The organism is Mesorhizobium sp. BR1-1-3 (assembly GCF_020165455.1).
Classification (GTDB): domain Bacteria; phylum Pseudomonadota; class Alphaproteobacteria; order Rhizobiales; family Rhizobiaceae; genus Mesorhizobium; species Mesorhizobium ciceri.
In genome coordinates, this window is the sequence record NZ_JAIUIC010000001.1 from 179,428 (window position 1) to 196,563 (window position 17,136).

Below are 17,136 nucleotides of genomic sequence, written 5' to 3' on the forward strand. Positions count from 1 at the left end.
GTCCCACTTATGGCTATGCGCGCGCCGCAAGATCAAGTTGCCGGGCGCGTTTTCCGCGGAAATAGGATTTTACCCACGGTTCCTCGCTCTTCAGCATGTCGTCGATGGTGCCTTCGACCAGCACTTTCTTCTTGCCGAGCACGGCCACCCGGTCGCAAGCGGTGAACAGCGTGTCGAGATCATGCGTCACCATGTAGACGGTCAGATCCATCGTATCGCGCAGCTTGACCACCAGCTCGTCGAACTCCGCCGCGCTGATCGGATCGAGACCCGATGTCGGCTCGTCGAGGAAGACGATGTCGGGATCGAGCGCCAGCGCCCGCGCCAGTGCGGCGCGCTTGATCATGCCGCCGGACAGTTCGGATGGGAATTTCTGCGCCGCGTCGGGCGGCAGCCCGACCAGCTCGATCTTGAGCATCGCCAGTTCGTCCATCAGCTTTCGCGGCAGGTCGAGATATTCGCGCATCGGCACCTGGACGTTTTCCAGCACCGTCAGCGCCGAGAACAGGGCGCCGTGCTGGAACAGCACGCCAAGCCGCATGTCGATGCGCAGACGCTCGGCATCATCAGCTTTCTCGATATCGACGCCGAACAGCTTGATGGTGCCCGACTGCTTGCGTGTCAGGCCGAGAATGGTGCGCAGCAGAACGGATTTGCCAGCACCCGAGGCGCCGACAAATCCAAGGATTTCGCCGCGCCTTATGTCGAGCGACAGTCTGTCGAGGATAAGCTTGTCGGCAAAGGAAACGCTGATGTCGTGCGCGGAAAGCACGATATCGCCCTCGCCCGCGTCATCCGCCAATGCACCCGCCCTTTTCCTGTTTCGCAGCTTCATCTCAGAACTCGATCGCTGCGTAGAACATGGCAAAAAGCCCGTCGAGGATGATGACGACGAAGATCGACTTCACCACAGAGGCGGTGACGTGCTGGCCGAGCGATTCGGCGCTGCCGCCGACCTTCATGCCTTCGACCGAGGCAATCGTGCCGATGATCATGGCCATGAACGGCGCCTTGATCAGGCCCGCAAAGATGGTGCTGAGATCGATGGCGACACGCAGCCGGTCGATGAAGGCGGCGGGTGGAATGTCGGAATAGAGCCAGGCAGCCAGGATGCCGCCGCCGAGTGCGGCGAAATTGGCGATGATGGTCAGGCACGGCAAGGCGATGACCAGCGCCACAAGGCGCGGAAAGACCAGGACGCCGATCGGGTTAAGTCCGATGACCTTCAGCGCGTCGACCTCCTCGCGCATCTTCATCGAGCCGATCTCGGCGGTGATCGCGCTGCCGGAGCGGCCGGCGATCATGATCGCCGTCATCAGCACGCCGAGTTCGCGCAGGATCAGCACGCCGACGAGGTCGACGACGAAGATATCGGCGCCGAAATAGCTGAGCTGATAGGCGCCCTGCTGGGCGACGATGGCGCCGACGATCGCCGACATCAGCACCACCACCGGAATGGCGCCGACGCCCATACGGTCGATCTGGTTGAAAATCGCCGCCGGGTTGACGGCATGGCCACGGCCGAGCTTCATCTGCGCGCCACGGATGGTGGCGCCGAGGATGTTCATCGAGGCCAGAAAATCGTCGCGCATCTCGTAGACCCGGCGGCCAACCGCCTCCAGCGCGCGAATGACGATGTTGGGCGGTCGCACCGGGCCGGATTCGGGTTCGCGCCGCACGGCCTCGCCGACAGCTTCGAGCAGGATCGAAGCGATCTCGCTCTGGCCTTGCATCTGGATTTCGACACCCTTCTTCTCGAAGGCGCTGACCAGCCGGTCGATCAGCCAGGCGCCGGCAGTGTCCATCTTCTCGATCTTGGAAACATCGAGCGCCAAGATTTTGAAGCCGCTTCGCTTTTCGATCTTGCGCATGTCGGCGTCGACGAGTGCAACGGTCCGTGTCGTCCAGATTCCGGAGAAAGCGCAGCCAAGAACGCCGTCCTCCTCGCCGATCGCCACGCGCGGTTCGTGGTCAGCCTCCCCTGCGGTCGTGCCGCTTGCGTCGCGCTTGCCGATGGTCAACATGGCGTCCTGTTTAGCCTGACGGGTCTGACCTGTCGATTTGCCGACAACGCTTGTCGCACAGCAGGAGCAGAAAAATATGGCGCGTGTCATTTCGGTCGAGGCCGAGCGTTTTCCCATCGCCGGAACCTTCACCATTTCGCGCGGTTCCAAGACCGAAGCCGAAGTGATCTCCTGCACGATCAGCGACGGCGGCCATTTCGGCCGCGGCGAATGCGTCCCCTACAAGCGCTATGGCGAGACGATTGAGGGCGTGCGCGAGGCGATCGACGCCATGCGCGGCCGGATCGCCGATGGCATCAGCCGCAGCGCCTTGCTCGATGCCATGCCGGCCGGAGCCGCCCGCAACGCCATAGACTGCGCCCTATGGGATCTGGAGGCGAAGCTCAGCGGAACATCGGTGGCGGTTGCGATAGGTGCTGTTCCCTTGCAGGCGCTCGAAACCGCCTACACGCTGTCGCTGGGCGAGCCGGAGGCGATGGCGGCGCAGGCCCGCGCCAATGCGGCGCGGCCGCTGCTCAAGGTCAAGATCGGCGGCGACAACGACATTGCCCGCATCCGGGCGGTCAGGCAGGCAGCGCCAGACAGCCGCATCATCCTCGACGCCAATGAGGGCTGGAGCGACGACAACATCGTTGCGAACCTCGCCTTTGCCGCCGAACAAAGCATCGCGCTGATCGAACAGCCGCTGCCGGCCGGTCATGACGAGATCCTGCGCCATATCGCCCATCCGGTGCCGATCTGCGCCGATGAAAGCGTGCACGAGGCTAAGAATCTCGAAGCGCTTGTCGGTCTTTACGATGCCGTCAACATCAAGCTCGACAAGTCGGGCGGCCTGACGGCGGCACTGGTGCTGCGCGATCGCGCCCGCGAACTCGGTTTCGGCGTGATGGTCGGCTGCATGGTCGGCACCTCATTGGCGATGGCGCCAGCGGTGCTGCTTGCCCAGCATGCCGATTTCGTCGACCTCGACGGTCCGCTGCTGCTTGCCCGCGACCGGGTACCGGGCCTTGTCTACCAGGGATCGCTGGTGTCACCGCCCGATACGGCGCTCTGGGGCTGAGCGCGCAGCAAGGCCGATCAGCGCCAGTCCGATCAACGCAATCGGGATCATGGCAAAGAAGCCGTCGACACCGAGACGGTCGTAGAGCGGGCCGGACGCTAGCGTCACCACCGCCATGAAGAAGCCGTTGGAGAAATAGGCGATGCCTTGCGCGGCACCTGTCCGCTCCTCGGAGATCGTTTCGCCGATCATCTTCTGCAGCCCGATCAGCCCCAGCGCCACCGAGACCGAGTGCAGCGATTGGACAGCGAAGAAGCCGGGAATGCCGAGGCCGAGCGGCCAGACCAGCGGAAAGGCGATCCAGCGCACGATGGAGCCGATTCCGGCCATCACCATGACCGACACGACGGAGAACCGGTCGAAAAAGCGGGTGAACATCATGAACATGCAGACTTCCGACACCACGCCCCAAGCCCATAAGAGACCGACTACCGAATCACCGAGGCCGATCGACTTCCAGTAGATGGAGACGAAACCGTAGAGGAATGCGTGGCTGGCGGTGATGACGCCGACGCCCGTGGAAAAATACAGGAAATACGGGTTGAGAAGCTTCGGCGCTGAATGCTGGATGTCGGTGGCCGACAGCGGCGAGGCGCGCCGCGGACGGCCAAGGCGCGGCGCCAGCAGGCCAGCGGCAAGGGCGGCGGCAAACGCCACCAGAATGATAACCGGAACGGCTTGTGAACCGGTTACCGACAGAATGAAGCCGCCGGCGATATTGGCGAACAAATAGGAAATCGAGCCCCATTTGCGCATGCTTGTGTAGTTCGAACCGAAGCGGCGGACACCCGAAAGAGCCAGCGAATCGGCGATCGGCGAATGCGGCGTCCAGACGATGGTCAGCGCCAGCGAGACCGCCAGCACCATCGCATAGGTGGGTGTCAGGAAATAACCTGCCGACAAAAGCAGCGACGCAGCCATCAGCGCGACATAGACATCGGCGCGGTCCCTGGCACGGTCGGCCAGCGCGGTCAGCAGCGGCGTCGTCACCACGCGCAGGAACATCGGCGCCGCCAGAATGACCGCGATCTGCTCGGGATGAAAACCCTTGGCCTGCAGCCACAGCGGAAAATACGGCAAGTGCGTTCCGAGCGGCACGAAAAGCGTCGCGAAGATCAGGCTCATGCGCAGTTCGAAATGGCGCGGCTTGACGAGTTGTTCGGGCGAGAGCTGCGGCAGGGACATGAATCGATCCAATCGCGCTGTATTCGACCGGAGGGCAACGCGTATCGATCCCTTAACATGGACGAAAACCGGACGAAACCGGTTGGACTAATTGATTGATTCCGAAGCCCGAAAGGACTTCGGACTAGGCCGCCTGCCCTACCCGGTCCTCGATGAGCAGCGGGATAAAGGGCTCGTCCGGCGCCTCGGGCAGCACCTGCGCCCAGGTCAGGATTTCCATGCGGCCGTCAAAATGCTCGACCACAGCCGTACAACTTTCCACCCAGTCGCCGGTGTTGATGTACTGGACATCGCCAAAATTTTCGATGACGGCATGATGGATGTGGCCGCAGATGACGCCATCGACATGTGAGCGGCGCGCCTCGTCCGCAAGCATGGTCTGGAACGAGCCGATGAAGTTCACCGCCTTCTTGACGTTGTGCTTGGCCCAGGACGAAAACGACCAATAAGGCAGGCCGAGCAGTTGGCGCAGCCGCGTCACCACGCGGTTGACCAGCATGGCCGCGTCATAGGCGTGGTCACCGAGATAGGCGAGCCAGCGCGCATTGTGGACCACGGTGTCGAACTGGTCGCCATGGATGACGAGCAGCCGCTTGCCGTCGGCGGTTTCGTGGATGGCGCGATCGGCAACGACGATGCCGCCGAAATGCACGCCCTGGAACTGGCGGGCGAACTCGTCATGGTTGCCGGCGATGTAGGTGATGGTGGCGCCCTTGCGCGCCTTGCGCAGCAGTTTCTGCACGACGTCATTATGGCTTTGCGGCCAATGCCAGCTCCGTCGCAGCCGCCAGCCATCAACGATGTCACCCACCAAATAGATGATATCGGCATCGTGATATCGAAGGAAATCGATCAGGAACTCGGCCTTGGCCGCCTTCGAGCCCAGATGGACGTCGGAAATGAACATGCTGCGGAAAGTGCGGGGCTCTTGGCCGGACATCGCGATTTCACCGTTGCTTTCGCGAGCCTATGCCCCGATTCATGCAACAATCGTATGACGGTTGCGATTGGTCCAGCCGAAGGACTAGCTTGCCGGCCAAATCACAGGAGAAATCGTCATGGATCTCGGTATCCGCGGAAAGAAGGCCATCGTCTGCGCTTCGAGCAAGGGACTTGGGCGCGGTTGCGCCATGGCGCTGGCGGAAGCCGGCTGCGACATTGTCGTCAACGGACGCAATGCGGAGCTGGTGGCGAAAACCGCCGCTGAGTTGCGCGAGCGCTATGGCGTCACGGTGACGGAAGTCGTCGGCGACGTCTCGAAGCCGGAGGTGCAGAAGGCGCTGCTCGTGGCTTGCCCCGAGCCGGACATCCTGGTCAACAACAATGGCGGACCGCCGCTTCGCGACTTCCGCACGCTCGATCGCGAAAAGATCCTCGAAGGCGTTACCCAGAACATGGTGACTCCGATCGAGCTCGTGCAGGCCGTGCTGGACGGCATGGCGGCGCGCGGCTTCGGTCGCATCGTCAACATCACCTCGCTGTCGGTCTATGTGCCCATTCCCGGCCTCGACCTGTCGTCCGGCGCGCGTGCCGGCCTGACCTCATTCCTTGCCGGCGTGGCCAGAACGGTTGTCGACCGCAACGTCACCATCAACAGCCTTCTGCCGGGCAAGCTCGACACCGACCGGCTGCGCGGCCCGCATGAGGCCGGCACAGTCGAAAGCCCTCAGGCCGCAGCCGCGCGCAAGACCCGCATCAGCGCCGATGTTCCGGCCAAGCGGCTCGGCACGCCGGAGGAATTCGGCCAGATCTGCGCCTTCCTGTGCTCGGTCCATGCCGGCTATCTGACCGGGCAGAACATACCGGTCGATGGTGGTCTTTACGTCAGCGCCTTTTGATCAACTTATCCGTGAAACGGTCGGAGCCGTCCGTCAGACAATCGTTATAAGTATTTGATTGTTCAAGACTTTCTACGCGCCGCCGGGTATTGCCGCCGGCGCGTCAATTAGCGTCGCGAAAAACCACGGCTGCATGCTAAAAGGGAATCTCCAGGCAGATTTCGAGGGAGCGGCCGCATGGAAGGCGAGAGCAAAAAGACGGCACGTTCGGACCTCGACGAAGCCGCCCTCTACTTCCACAAGCACCCAAGGCCGGGAAAGCTCGAGATACAGGCGACCAAGCCGCTCGGCAATCAGCGCGACCTCGCGCTCGCCTATTCCCCCGGCGTCGCCGCCCCCTGCCTGGAAATCCGCGACGATCCGGCGACCGCCGCCGACTACACCGCACGCGCCAATCTGGTCGGTGTCGTCACAAACGGATCGGCCGTGCTCGGCCTCGGCAATATCGGCCCGCTGGCCTCCAAACCGGTCATGGAAGGCAAGGCCGTCCTGTTCAAGAAGTTCGCCGGCATCGATGTCTTCGACATAGAGATCGACGCGCCCGCTATCGAGCGCATGGTCGAGACGATCTCGGCGCTCGAGCCGACCTTCGGCGGCATCAATCTCGAGGACATCAAGGCGCCGGAATGCTTCGAGGTCGAGGAACAGCTGAAGGCCCGCATGGGCATACCGGTGTTCCACGACGACCAGCACGGCACCGCCATCATCGTCGCTGCCGCCGTGCTCAACGGGCTGGAGTTCGCCGGCAAGACCATATCGGACATCAAGATCGTCACCTCCGGCGCCGGGGCTGCCGCCCTTGCCTGCCTCAACTTGCTGGTCTCGCTCGGCGCCAAGGTCGAAAACATCTGGGTCACCGACCGTTTCGGCGTCGCCTACAAGGGCCGCACCGATGAGATGGATCGCTGGAAAGACCCCTATGTGAAGGACACCGAGGCGCGCGCGCTGGCCGACGTCATTTCGGGCGCCGACGTCTTCCTCGGCCTGTCGGCGGCAGGCGTACTGAAGCCGGAACTGCTCCAGCACATGGCGCCGAAGCCGCTGATCCTGGCGCTGGCCAACCCCAATCCGGAGATCATGCCGGAAATAGCGCGTGCAGCGCGTCCGGATGCGATGATCTGCACCGGCCGATCCGATTTTCCCAATCAGGTCAACAACGTACTGTGTTTTCCTTACATTTTTCGCGGTGCGCTCGACTGCGGCGCCAGCGCCATCAATGAGGAGATGAAGATGGCAGCGGTGCGGGCAATCGCAGCGCTCGCACGCGAGGAACCTTCGGACGTCGCGGCCCGCGCCTATTCCGGCGAGACGCCGATCTTCGGCCCTGAATTCCTGATCCCTTCGCCCTTCGATCCGCGGCTGATTCTGCGCATAGCGCCCGCGGTCGCCAAGGCAGCCTGCGACACCGGTGTCGCGACGCGGCCGATCACCGACTTTGCCGCCTATATCGACAAGCTGAACCGCTTCGTCTTCCGCTCCGGCCTGGTGATGAAGCCGGTGTTCTCATCCGCCAAGGCATCAAGCGCCAAGCGCGTCATCTATGCCGACGGCGAGGATGAGCGCGTGCTGCGTGCTGCCCAGGTGGTGCTCGAGGAAGGCATCGCCGAGCCGATCCTGATCGGCCGCCCGCACGTCATCGAAGTGCGCCTGAAGCGCTACGGCCTGCGCATCAAGCCCGGCGTCGATTTCGGCCTCATCAACCCGGAAGACGATCCGCGCTACCGCCACTATGTCGACCTTTTGATCGAACTCGCCGGCCGGCGTGGCGTGACGACGGAGGCCGCGCGCACCATGGTGCGCACCGACAACACGGTGATCGCAGCACTTGCGCTGAAACGCGGCGATGCCGACGCCATGGTCTGCGGCCTCGAAGGTCGATTCGAGCGGCATCTGCGCAACGTCACCTTGATCATCGGCCCCCGCGCCGGCATCAAGGACCACGACCTGTCGACGCTTTCCATGCTGATCTCGCAGCGCGGCATCATCTTTCTGACCGACACCCACGTCTCCGTCGACCCGACGGCGGAAGAAATCGCCGAGATGACGGTGCTGGCGGCGGAAGAAATCCAGCGCTTCGGCATCGAGCCGAAGGCAGCACTCTTGTCGCATTCCGATTTCGGCTCGCGCGATTCGCCCAGCGCCCTGAAGATGCGGCAAGCAGCGGCGATCCTGGCGCGCATCGCGCCTGACCTTGAATGCGATGGCGAGATGCATGCGGACACTGCTCTGTCGGAGCACCTGCGCCAGCGCGTCTATCCCCATTCGAGACTGAAGGGCGAAGCCAATTTGCTGGTGTTCCCCAACCTCGATTCGGCCAATATCACGCTGACGGCGCTCAGAACCATGACGGATGCGCTGCATGTCGGGCCGATCCTGCTCGGCACCGACATGCCGGCGCATATATTGACGCCGTCTGTCACCTCGCGCGGCGTCGTCAACATGACGGCGCTTGCCGTGGTCGAAGCCGCCCACAAGGCACAAGCGGTCGTCAATCTGGGCTGAACACGGATTTCGCGGTAAACTGCAGTTAACCGCGAACACGGTAGCCTTGCGGGGCTAACAGCCGATTTGGAAGGCGGAGTTTGGGCGGATGGCAAGCGGAGGGTGGAAGCAGGCGCATGCTGTCGTGCTGCTTGGCCTGCTGTTGTCCGCAACCTGGGGAGTAGCCGAGCCACAGGCTGCTTCGCGGGTCTGCCGCCAGTTGGAAGCCGATCTTGCCGCGTCCTCGCGCGGCGGCGGTGGCGGTCCGGCGCTAGTCCGGAAATACGATTCCGCGATTGCCAGGCAGCATGAGCAGATTTCGAAGGCTCGCAGCCAGGCGAGCCAGGCCGGGTGCGGTTTTTCGCTGTTTGGCCGCAACCTCAATCAATGCGCCGGGCTCAACGCCACCATCGACCGCATGAATGCCAATCTCGACGCCTTGCAAAACAAGCGCGAGCGGCTGGCTGGCGGTGGCTCTCGCCGCGATCGCGGACGCATCCTGGCGGCGCTCGACGCCAATGGCTGCCGCGACGACACCGTTGCGCCTCGGCGTGCGCCTTTGCAGGAAGCGAACCGCGACGGCGGCAGCGCAAACCTGTTCGATCAGCTCTTCGGCGGCAACAGCAAGCAGCTCGATATGCTTGATGAACCCAACCAGCCCGACGATCCCAGCGAGGAGCGCAATGTCCGCCGTGTGCTCAACCAGCCCGGCGTACCGGATTTTCCGAGCGTCGGTGGCGAATTCCACACGTCCTGTGTGCGCACCTGCGACGGCTACTTTTTCCCTATGTCGAACTCGGCCTCGGCAGGCGATTTCGAACGCGACCAGAAGAATTGCGAATCGAGCTGCCCCGGAACCGAGATGCAGGTTTTCTATTCGCGCGGCATGGACGACGATTCGGCGTCGATGACGTCATCTGTCACCGGCCGGCCTTACAGCGAATTGCCGACCGCCTATCTCTACAAGCGGCCCGGCGTGTCGCGGCCGCCGGCTTGCGGCTGCAACGCCGCTGCGCAGGGTTTCCAGATCATCGCCGGCAATCCGCCGAATCCGGTGCAATCGCAGCCAGAGACAGACGCGTCATCATTCATTCCAGTCCCGGTTGCAAAACCTGATCCGGGCGCCGATCCCGAAACGCTGGCCAATCTGGAAGGTGGGCTCGACCGCGAGGCGATCAAGCGGCTTTCCGCCAGGCCGGTGACGTCGCCCGTGTCCGCGCTGCCGCCGGAACAGCGCAAGGTCAGGGTCGTCGGGCCAACGTTCCTTCCCGACCCATCAGCGGCAATAGATCTGCAAGCTCCGGCCCCGAAGGCAGTCCGGTAAGGGCTGTCCTGAGCGGCATGAACAACGCCTTGCCCTTGCGGCCGGTCGCTTCCCTGATCTTGCCCGTCCAGTCCTTCCAGATCGTCGCAGTCCAGGGTTCCTCCGGCAGCAGGTCGAACGCCTGTCGAAGAAAGTCGCGGTCGTCATCGGAAAATTGCGGCTTCTCCTGCGGTCCTTCGCGCAGGATGCGCCACCAGTTGACCGCATCGGCCAGCCTGTCGAGATTGCCGCGCACCGCCAGCCAGAACGGTTCGGCCTGCTCGCCGGAGACGCCGAGCACGATGAGACGGTCTTGTGCCTCGGCGAACGGCATGTGGTGCAGCAGCGACCGGTTGAGCACGAACAGCTCGTCCGGATCGAACTTGGCCGCGGATTTCGATGTCGCCGCCGGATCGAAGCGTTCGGCGAGTTCGCCCATCGTCGGCATCGCTGCGACATTCTCCGAAGTGCCTACCAGGACGGCCAATGATGCGACGGCCATCGGCTCGATGCCGTCCTCGCGCAGGCTTTCGATGGAGAGCGCGCCGGTGCGCTTCGACAAGCCCTCGCCCGATGCGGTGGTCAGGAGATTGTGGTGGCCGAAGACTGGCGGCTCGGCAGCCAGCGCCTGGAACAGGGCGATCTGCACGCCGGTGTTGGTGACATGGTCGTCGCCGCGGATGACATGGCTGACGCCCATCTCGATGTCGTCGACCACGGAAGGCAGCGTATAGAGATAGGTGCCGTCCTCGCGCACCAGGACCGGATCGGAAAGCGAGGCCAGATCGACGGTTTCCTCACCGCGCACCAAGTCGTTCCAGTGGATTTCAGTGCGTTCCGGCTGTTGTGGATCGCCTGAGAAATTGGGCAGGAGAAAACGCCAGTGCGGCCGGCGGCCATCGGTCTGGTATTCGGCGATCTGTTCGTGCGTCAGGGTCAACGCCTCGCGGCCATAGACCGGCGGCAGACCGCGCGTGCGGCGCACCTTGCGCCTGAGATCCAGCTCCTCCGGCGTTTCGTAGCAGGCGTAGAGAACGCCTGCCGCCTTCAGCCTCTCGACCGCCGCGTCATAGACTTCGAAGCGCCGCGACTGGTACTCGGTGGCGTCGGGAAAAATGCCCAACCAATGCAGGTCGTAGAGGATGGCGTCGGAAAACTCCTGCTTCGAGCGCGCAATGTCGGTGTCGTCGAAGCGCTGGATGAAGCGACCCTTGTTGTTCACGGCGAACAGCCAGTTGAACAGAGCCGTGCGCGCATTGCCGATATGGATGCGGCCGGTCGGCGAAGGGGCGAAACGAACGGTAACTGTCATGAGCGGGGCGTACCGGATGCTTTTACGATTGACAAGACGCGCCCCCGCGCTGCCCGGCAGACATAGAACATGGCGGCTGGAATGAAAAGACCGGGCGTTGGACGCCTCAGGAGGCACCCAGTCCGCAGGCGGCCTTTGTAACCGAGCGCTGCCAGCCGCTGGGGCCGACCACCGGTTGAAGGCGATCAGCGGCCGAAATCATCGGAACTGAGGCGGGTCCAGCGGTCGCCCACCAATCCACCGATAAAGATGTCGCCGGAGCGGACCGCTTCCGTGACCTCGGCGATCCGCGAGCGGACCATCGTTCCCCCGGCATAGCGGAAGAAGACATTCTTGTAGCCAAAGAGTTGGGATATGAATCTGGTCTGCGTCTGCCCGGTGATGCCCACGCAGCCCATCTCCCATGCGGCGGCGACAAGCGCATCCAGCGTCGCGCCCCAATGCGATCCAAATGCCTGGATTTGCAACAGGTTCGCCATGTCGCCGGCTTGACCGTAGAAGGCATAACAACCGAGCATTTTGCCCGTTTCGTCGTAGATCCCGCCGAAATGAAGGGGGCCGTCGGCCCGCTTCTCGGCCGCCAGTGCAAGCAGCCGTGGCAGCTCCCCATCCTTCCAACTCGGCCGAAGAGCGTAACCAGACAGGAGGGTCGGCAGTTCCTCGGCAAATTGCACGGCATTGATCGGCTCACGGTGGGTGCGATGCGACGATGAATGCTGGACGGGGGGCTCGAACCTTCTTTTCGCAAGAGCATCGAATGCTCGCGCAAAGGGGTCGAGTACAAGGTGAGGCAGGCCGGGCCATTTACGGTGCAGTGCGGCGGCGGCCATTCCCGCCGGCCGGAAAACATATGTCCATCCCAGACAATGCACCGGCAGGAGTTGATACTTCATCGGGCGCGCGAAGGCCAAGGATGTCCGGTTGGCCGAATCGGTCAGCTGCAGATCGAATTCGCCTTGATGCAATGCCCGCAGCAATTGCGGTCCGGCCGAGCCGTCATCGGTGCCGGGGTCGGCCATGAGCGGCCCGATGATCGCCGCATTCAATGGCGCACCATTGAGCTCGTAGCGGGCTTTCAAAACGCCGAGGAACCCACCCAGGCGACCCTGCCGGTTGATCTGGACAAGAGCGTTGCTTTCACCGGAGTGGCCGGCAGGGTCGAGATAAATCTCTCTCATATACGCGGCCGTTTCGGCGATAGCGCGATCGAGGAGGTGACGGCGCCGCCGGCGAAACTTCGTCAGGAAGAGTGCGGCGACGCGCTCGAGATCTTCGGCAGCAAGCGGCCGAACCGAGCCATGCTGAGATTCCAGCACTGACGGCGCAGCCAACTTTTCCTCGGCATTCGCAGAAAGATGCATCGTGAAGAACGTCCGTGGGTTGCCTCCATCGGATATATATCAACCAATGGTAGAAACAACGTATCTCGGTCAATATGATGAACAGAGGTCCCTAGACTTACTATCCGGACAGGACTTCACAGGCAAATCAAGTCGGCCAGCATCACGGCGCTGATCGACGGGTCGACTGCCTCCCTGCGATCGCATCTCCTGCTCCAGCCCGCTGGGCTGACCGTGCCTGACAGAGGCGGCCTCCGGCCGAAGCTGGAGGCCGCCTCAGGTCAGCTGACAAGTCCCTTGGTCAGTTCGAGCGCCTGGCGTTCGAACAGGCGACGGTAGATGCCGCCTTTCAGCCGGATCAGTTCGTCATGCGAGCCTTCCTCGACGATGTTGCCGCGATCGAAGACCAGCAGCCTGTCGAGCGCCCGCACTGTAGAAAGCCGGTGCGCGATGACCAGCGTGGTGCGGCCGACCATCAGCCGCTCCATCGCCTGCTGGATCAGCACCTCCGATTCCGAATCGAGGCTCGATGTCGCCTCGTCGAGGATCAGAATGCGCGCATCGGCAAGGAAGGCGCGCGCGATCGCCACGCGCTGACGCTCGCCACCCGACAGTTTCACGCCGCGTTCGCCGACCAGTGTACCGTAGCCCTTTGGCAGGTTGGTGATGAAGTCATGCGCACTCGCCAGCTTCGCGGCATGCTCGATCTCCTCCTGCGACGCACTCGGCCTGGCATAGGCGATGTTTTCGGCCAGCGACCGGTGGAACAGGATCGGTTCCTGCTGAACGATGGCGATCTGCCCGCGCAGCGAGGCTTGCGCCACCTGCGAGATGTCCTGACCGTCGACCAGGATTTTCCCCGCGTTCACGTCATAGAGCCGCTGGATAAGCTTGACGAAGGTCGTCTTGCCCGACCCCGAATGGCCGACCAGCCCGACGCGCTCACCCGGCGCGATATCGACCGAAAAGTCGCGGTAAAGCGCGGATCGGTGATGGCCATAGTGAAAGGTGACGTTGTCGAAGCTGATCCGTCCTTCGGTGATCCGGATCGGCTTGGCACCTGGCCGGTCCTCGATGCCGAGCGGTTCGGACTGGAAATCGACCAGCTCTTCCATATCGTTGATGGAGCGCTGCAGGTTGCGGATATGCGTGCCGATGTCCCTGAGATAGCCCTGCAGCACAAAGAGCGAGGTCAGCACGAACGCAACGTCGCCGGCGCTCGCCTGCCCCCAGGACCACAGCATCAGCGCCAGGCCGATCACCGCAGCGCGCATGACCAGCAGCAGCACTCCTTGCGTGGTGCCGTTGATGGTGCCGCGCACCCAGGTGCGCCGTGTACGCGCACGCCATTTGGCGACGACCTCGGCCAGGCGGCGTTCTTCGCGCTCCTCGGCGCCAAAGCCCTTGACCACGGCGTTGCAGCTGACCGCGTCGGCCAGCGAGCCGCCGAGGCGGGTATCCCAGGTGTTGGCGAGCCTTGCCGCCGGCGCGACATAGCCAAGTGACAGCAGCGCCGTCACCGTGATGAACAGCACCGAACCGGCAGCAACGACCGCACCCATCAACGGCCAGAACCAGCCAAGCAGCAACGTCGACCCGACCAGCATGACGATCGACGGCAGCAACGCGATGAGGATGGTGTCGTTGAGCAGGTCGAGCGCCCACATGCCGCGCGTCACCTTGCGGACGGTCGAGCCGGCAAAGCTGTTGGCATGCCAGTCGGTGGAAAAGCGCTGAACGCGATGGAAAGCATCGGCGGCGATGTCGGCCATCATCTTCAAGGTCAGCTCGACGATGCCCATGAACGCCAGGTTGCGCAACACGACGCCGGCCAGCGCCAGCGCCATCAACATCGAGAACGCCGTCAGCGCGGCATTCCAGGCAATCGCGTCGGCGCCGGCGCTGCTGGCGACGGCGTCGACCAGCCGGCCGGAATAGAGCGGCGTCAGCACATCGGCCAGCGTCGACAGCAGGAAGCTGGCCATGATGAGCGAGAGCCGCCACGGCTGGCGCCGCCAATGGGTGAGCGTGAAGCCGAGAACGCTGCGAAAGGCGCTCGCGCGCAAATCGATCTTGAAACGAGCCATGATGTCATTCGGGCACAAACGAGCCCGATCCCAGTAGGTCGAAAATTGAAGAAGCCGCGCAAGGGGCCAATGAGTGCCCGGGAAGCGGAGTGGCATATTTGGCGTCTCGCCCATAACCGGGCGGCGATCGGCATCGGCATAAGCCTGTGCTCGATCCGGCATCGGCACGAAGGGCAAACCTTCGCGGAGCGCCGGATGAGACCTAGGCTTCGCGGCCTCGCATTACCATGTGAAATACTGCCATTCGGACCTCCCGCAAGACAATTGCGGAGCGGTTCTTATAGAGACGCTCCGATGCACCGCCAAGACGGGCTGACGCCAAAAGCGTATCTGGTCCAACCACTGCGATTATTTTGCAACAATGGCGGGCAAGCCGCGCCTCATTCAGGAACGCGATCCAAGCGCATGTAGCGGCCATCGGTCGATGGCTTGAACCCGAGCTTTTCATACATGCCATGGGCATCGCTGGTCGACAGGCTCCAATGGAAAACGGTCCTGACCTCCGGATGATCGATCAGGGCCTGGACGAGCCGGCTTCCTATGCCCTGCCCGCGATTCTCCGGCCAGATGATGATATCGGCGAGATAGGCGAATACGGTGCGGTCGGTGATCGCCCGGCCGAAGCCGACTTGCCTGCCATCGACATAGGCGCCGACGCAAAGCGAGTTGGCAAAGGCGCGGCGATGGACTTCGTCAGTGCGTCCGGCGCCCCAATAGCTTGCCATCAACAGGTCCGATGTCGCACGGAAATCGATCCGTGACATGTCGAAGCTGATCTCACAATCGGGCATGGTTGTCTCCGGCCGCGCCGCGTGCGCTTTCGGTACCTAGCTGCGATCCCTGAAACGATTGGTGATGGGGTAGCGGCGGTCGCGGCCAAAATTCTTTTTCGTGATCTTCACGCCTGGCGCCGCCTGCCGTCGCTTGTATTCTGCGATGTAGAGCAGGTGCTCGATGCGCGTCACCGTCGCCCGGTCATGGCCGCGCGCGACGATGTCGTCGACACCCATCTCATTCTCGACCAGGCATTCGAGGATATCGTCCAGCACCGGATAGGGCGGCAGCGAATCCTGATCGGTCTGGTTCTCGCGCAATTCCGCCGATGGTGCCTTGTCGATGATGTTTTTCGGGATCACCTCGCCCGAGGGGCCCAGCGCACCCGGCGGCACGTGGCTGTTGCGCCAGCGCGACAGCGCATAAACCTGCATCTTGTAGAGGTCCTTGATCGGATTGAAGCCGCCATTCATGTCGCCATAGAGCGTGGCATAACCGACCGACATCTCGCTCTTGTTGCCGGTGGTGACGACCATCGAGCCGAACTTGTTGGAGATCGCCATCAGGATGGTGCCGCGCGCGCGGCTCTGCAAATTCTCCTCGGTGATACCTTCCTTGGTGCCTTCGAACATCTGCGTCAGTGCGTGCAGGAAGCCCTCGACCGGCTCGAAGATGGGCACGATGTCATAGCGGCAGCCGAGAGCGCGGGCGCAATCCTCGGCATCTTTGAGCGAATCCTTCGAGGTATAGCGGTAGGGCATCATCACCGCGCGCAGCCGTTCCTCGCCGAGCGCATCGACGGCCAGCGCCGCGCAGATCGCCGAATCGATGCCGCCGGACAGACCAAGCACGACGTTCTTGAAGCCGTTCTTGTTGACGTAGTCGCGCAGGCCCAGCATGCAGGCGCGATAGTCGGCCTCCTCCCGGTCCGGGATTTTCGACATCGGCCCTTCCGAGCAGACCCAGTGATCGCCTTGTCTCTTCCAGGTGGTGACGTCGACCGCTTCCTCGAACTGGCTCATCTGGAAGGCAAGCGTCTTGTCGGCGCCAATGGCAAACGAAGCGCCGTCGAAGATCAGCTCGTCCTGGCCGCCAAGCTGGTTGGCATAGATCATCGGCAGCCCACATTCGATGACCTGGCGGATGACGACCTGGTGGCGGACATCGATCTTGGCGCGATAATAGGGTGAGCCGTTCGGCACCAGCAGGATTTCCGCCCCGCTTTCGGCCAGCGTCTCGCAGATATCGACATCGCCCCAGATGTCCTCGCAGATCGGAATTCCGATGCGCACGCCGCGGAAATTGACCGGCCCCTGGATCTCGGGTCCGGCCTGGAAGACGCGCTTCTCGTCGAACTCGCCGTAGTTCGGCAGATCGAGCTTGTAGCGTTCGGCGATGATCTTGCCGCCGTCGGCGAAGATGATCGAATTGTGCGTGCCGCTCTTGCGCTTCAACGGCGTGCCGATGATGACGCCGGGACCGCCATCCGCGGTGTCGGCGGCAAAGTCCTGTGCCGCCTTTTCGCAGGCTTTCAAAAAGGCCGGCTTCAGCACCAGATCCTCCGGCGGGTAGCCGGCGAGGAAAAGCTCGGTATAGAGCACGAGATCGGCGCCCTGACGTGCGGCATCCGCCCTCGCCTCGCGGGCTTTGGCGAGATTGCCTGATATGTCGCCGACAGTCGGATTGAGCTGGGCGACGGCGATGCGCAGGATGTCGAGCTTCTTGGTCATGC

13 protein-coding genes are annotated in these 17,136 nt (G+C 62.9%); 4 read left to right on the forward strand and 9 right to left on the reverse strand.

What is annotated here, in order from left to right:
• Positions 1 to 13 precede the first annotated feature (13 nt).
• Entirely contained in the window at positions 14 to 835 is an 822-nt protein-coding gene (locus tag LB559_RS00890; protein WP_013531884.1) for an ABC transporter ATP-binding protein, read from the reverse strand.
• A 1-nt stretch (position 836) separates the two neighbouring features.
• Positions 837 to 2,024 carry an MlaE family ABC transporter permease gene (locus tag LB559_RS00895; protein ID WP_063167913.1) on the reverse strand — a complete coding sequence of 396 codons (1,188 nt, stop codon included), beginning with the start codon at positions 2,022 to 2,024 and terminating at the stop codon, positions 837 to 839.
• A 76-nt stretch (positions 2,025 to 2,100) separates the two neighbouring features.
• Between LB559_RS00895 and dgcA the strand changes: the two genes are divergently transcribed.
• The gene (dgcA, locus tag LB559_RS00900) at positions 2,101 to 3,084 is read left to right on the forward strand and encodes an N-acetyl-D-Glu racemase DgcA (protein WP_027161492.1); all 984 of its coding nucleotides are present in this window, start codon (positions 2,101 to 2,103) and stop codon (positions 3,082 to 3,084) included.
• Here the strand turns inward: dgcA and LB559_RS00905 are convergent.
• Complete coding sequence (locus LB559_RS00905) at positions 3,055 to 4,269, reverse strand: MFS transporter (RefSeq protein WP_224672869.1); 1,215 nt, start codon at positions 4,267 to 4,269, stop codon at positions 3,055 to 3,057. The genes dgcA and LB559_RS00905 overlap by 30 nt on opposite strands.
• A gap of 124 nt (positions 4,270 to 4,393) precedes the next feature.
• Positions 4,394 to 5,209 carry a UDP-2,3-diacylglucosamine diphosphatase gene (locus tag LB559_RS00910; RefSeq protein WP_027161490.1) on the reverse strand — a complete coding sequence of 272 codons (816 nt, stop codon included), beginning with the start codon at positions 5,207 to 5,209 and terminating at the stop codon, positions 4,394 to 4,396.
• A gap of 118 nt (positions 5,210 to 5,327) precedes the next feature.
• Here LB559_RS00910 and LB559_RS00915 point away from each other — a divergent pair, with 118 nt between their 5' ends.
• The 3 genes from LB559_RS00915 to LB559_RS00925 all read left to right on the forward strand — a co-directional run bounded on the left by LB559_RS00915 (position 5,328) and on the right by LB559_RS00925 (position 9,912).
• Positions 5,328 to 6,107 (forward strand): SDR family oxidoreductase, encoded by a 780-nt coding sequence (locus LB559_RS00915; RefSeq protein ID WP_224672870.1) that lies wholly within the window; start codon positions 5,328 to 5,330, stop codon positions 6,105 to 6,107.
• Positions 6,108 to 6,284: 177 nt separating this feature from the next.
• Positions 6,285 to 8,609: an NADP-dependent malic enzyme gene (locus tag LB559_RS00920; RefSeq protein WP_224672871.1), complete on the forward strand. Its 2,325-nt coding sequence runs from the start codon at positions 6,285 to 6,287 to the stop codon at positions 8,607 to 8,609.
• Positions 8,610 to 8,697: 88 nt separating this feature from the next.
• On the forward strand, positions 8,698 to 9,912 hold the full coding sequence (locus LB559_RS00925; protein WP_063167909.1) for a DUF2865 domain-containing protein: 1,215 nt from the start codon (positions 8,698 to 8,700) through the stop codon (positions 9,910 to 9,912).
• Here the strand turns inward: LB559_RS00925 and gltX are convergent.
• The 5 genes from gltX to LB559_RS00950 all read right to left on the reverse strand — a co-directional run bounded on the left by gltX (position 9,830) and on the right by LB559_RS00950 (position 17,134).
• Complete coding sequence (gene gltX, locus LB559_RS00930) at positions 9,830 to 11,203, reverse strand: glutamate--tRNA ligase (protein WP_224672872.1); 1,374 nt, start codon at positions 11,201 to 11,203, stop codon at positions 9,830 to 9,832. The two genes, LB559_RS00925 and gltX, sit on opposite strands and share 83 nt — an antisense overlap.
• 185 nt (positions 11,204 to 11,388) lie before the next feature.
• Positions 11,389 to 12,564: a hypothetical protein gene (locus LB559_RS00935; RefSeq protein ID WP_013531893.1), complete on the reverse strand. Its 1,176-nt coding sequence runs from the start codon at positions 12,562 to 12,564 to the stop codon at positions 11,389 to 11,391.
• Positions 12,565 to 12,824: 260 nt separating this feature from the next.
• Positions 12,825 to 14,630 (reverse strand): ABC transporter ATP-binding protein, encoded by a 1,806-nt coding sequence (locus LB559_RS00940; protein WP_127366343.1) that lies wholly within the window; start codon positions 14,628 to 14,630, stop codon positions 12,825 to 12,827.
• Between the two features lie 380 nt (positions 14,631 to 15,010).
• Entirely contained in the window at positions 15,011 to 15,421 is a 411-nt protein-coding gene (locus tag LB559_RS00945) for a GNAT family N-acetyltransferase (protein ID WP_063167907.1), read from the reverse strand.
• A 36-nt stretch (positions 15,422 to 15,457) separates the two neighbouring features.
• Positions 15,458 to 17,134 carry an NAD+ synthase gene (locus tag LB559_RS00950; RefSeq protein ID WP_013531895.1) on the reverse strand — a complete coding sequence of 559 codons (1,677 nt, stop codon included), beginning with the start codon at positions 17,132 to 17,134 and terminating at the stop codon, positions 15,458 to 15,460.
• Positions 17,135 to 17,136: the final 2 nt, after the last annotated feature.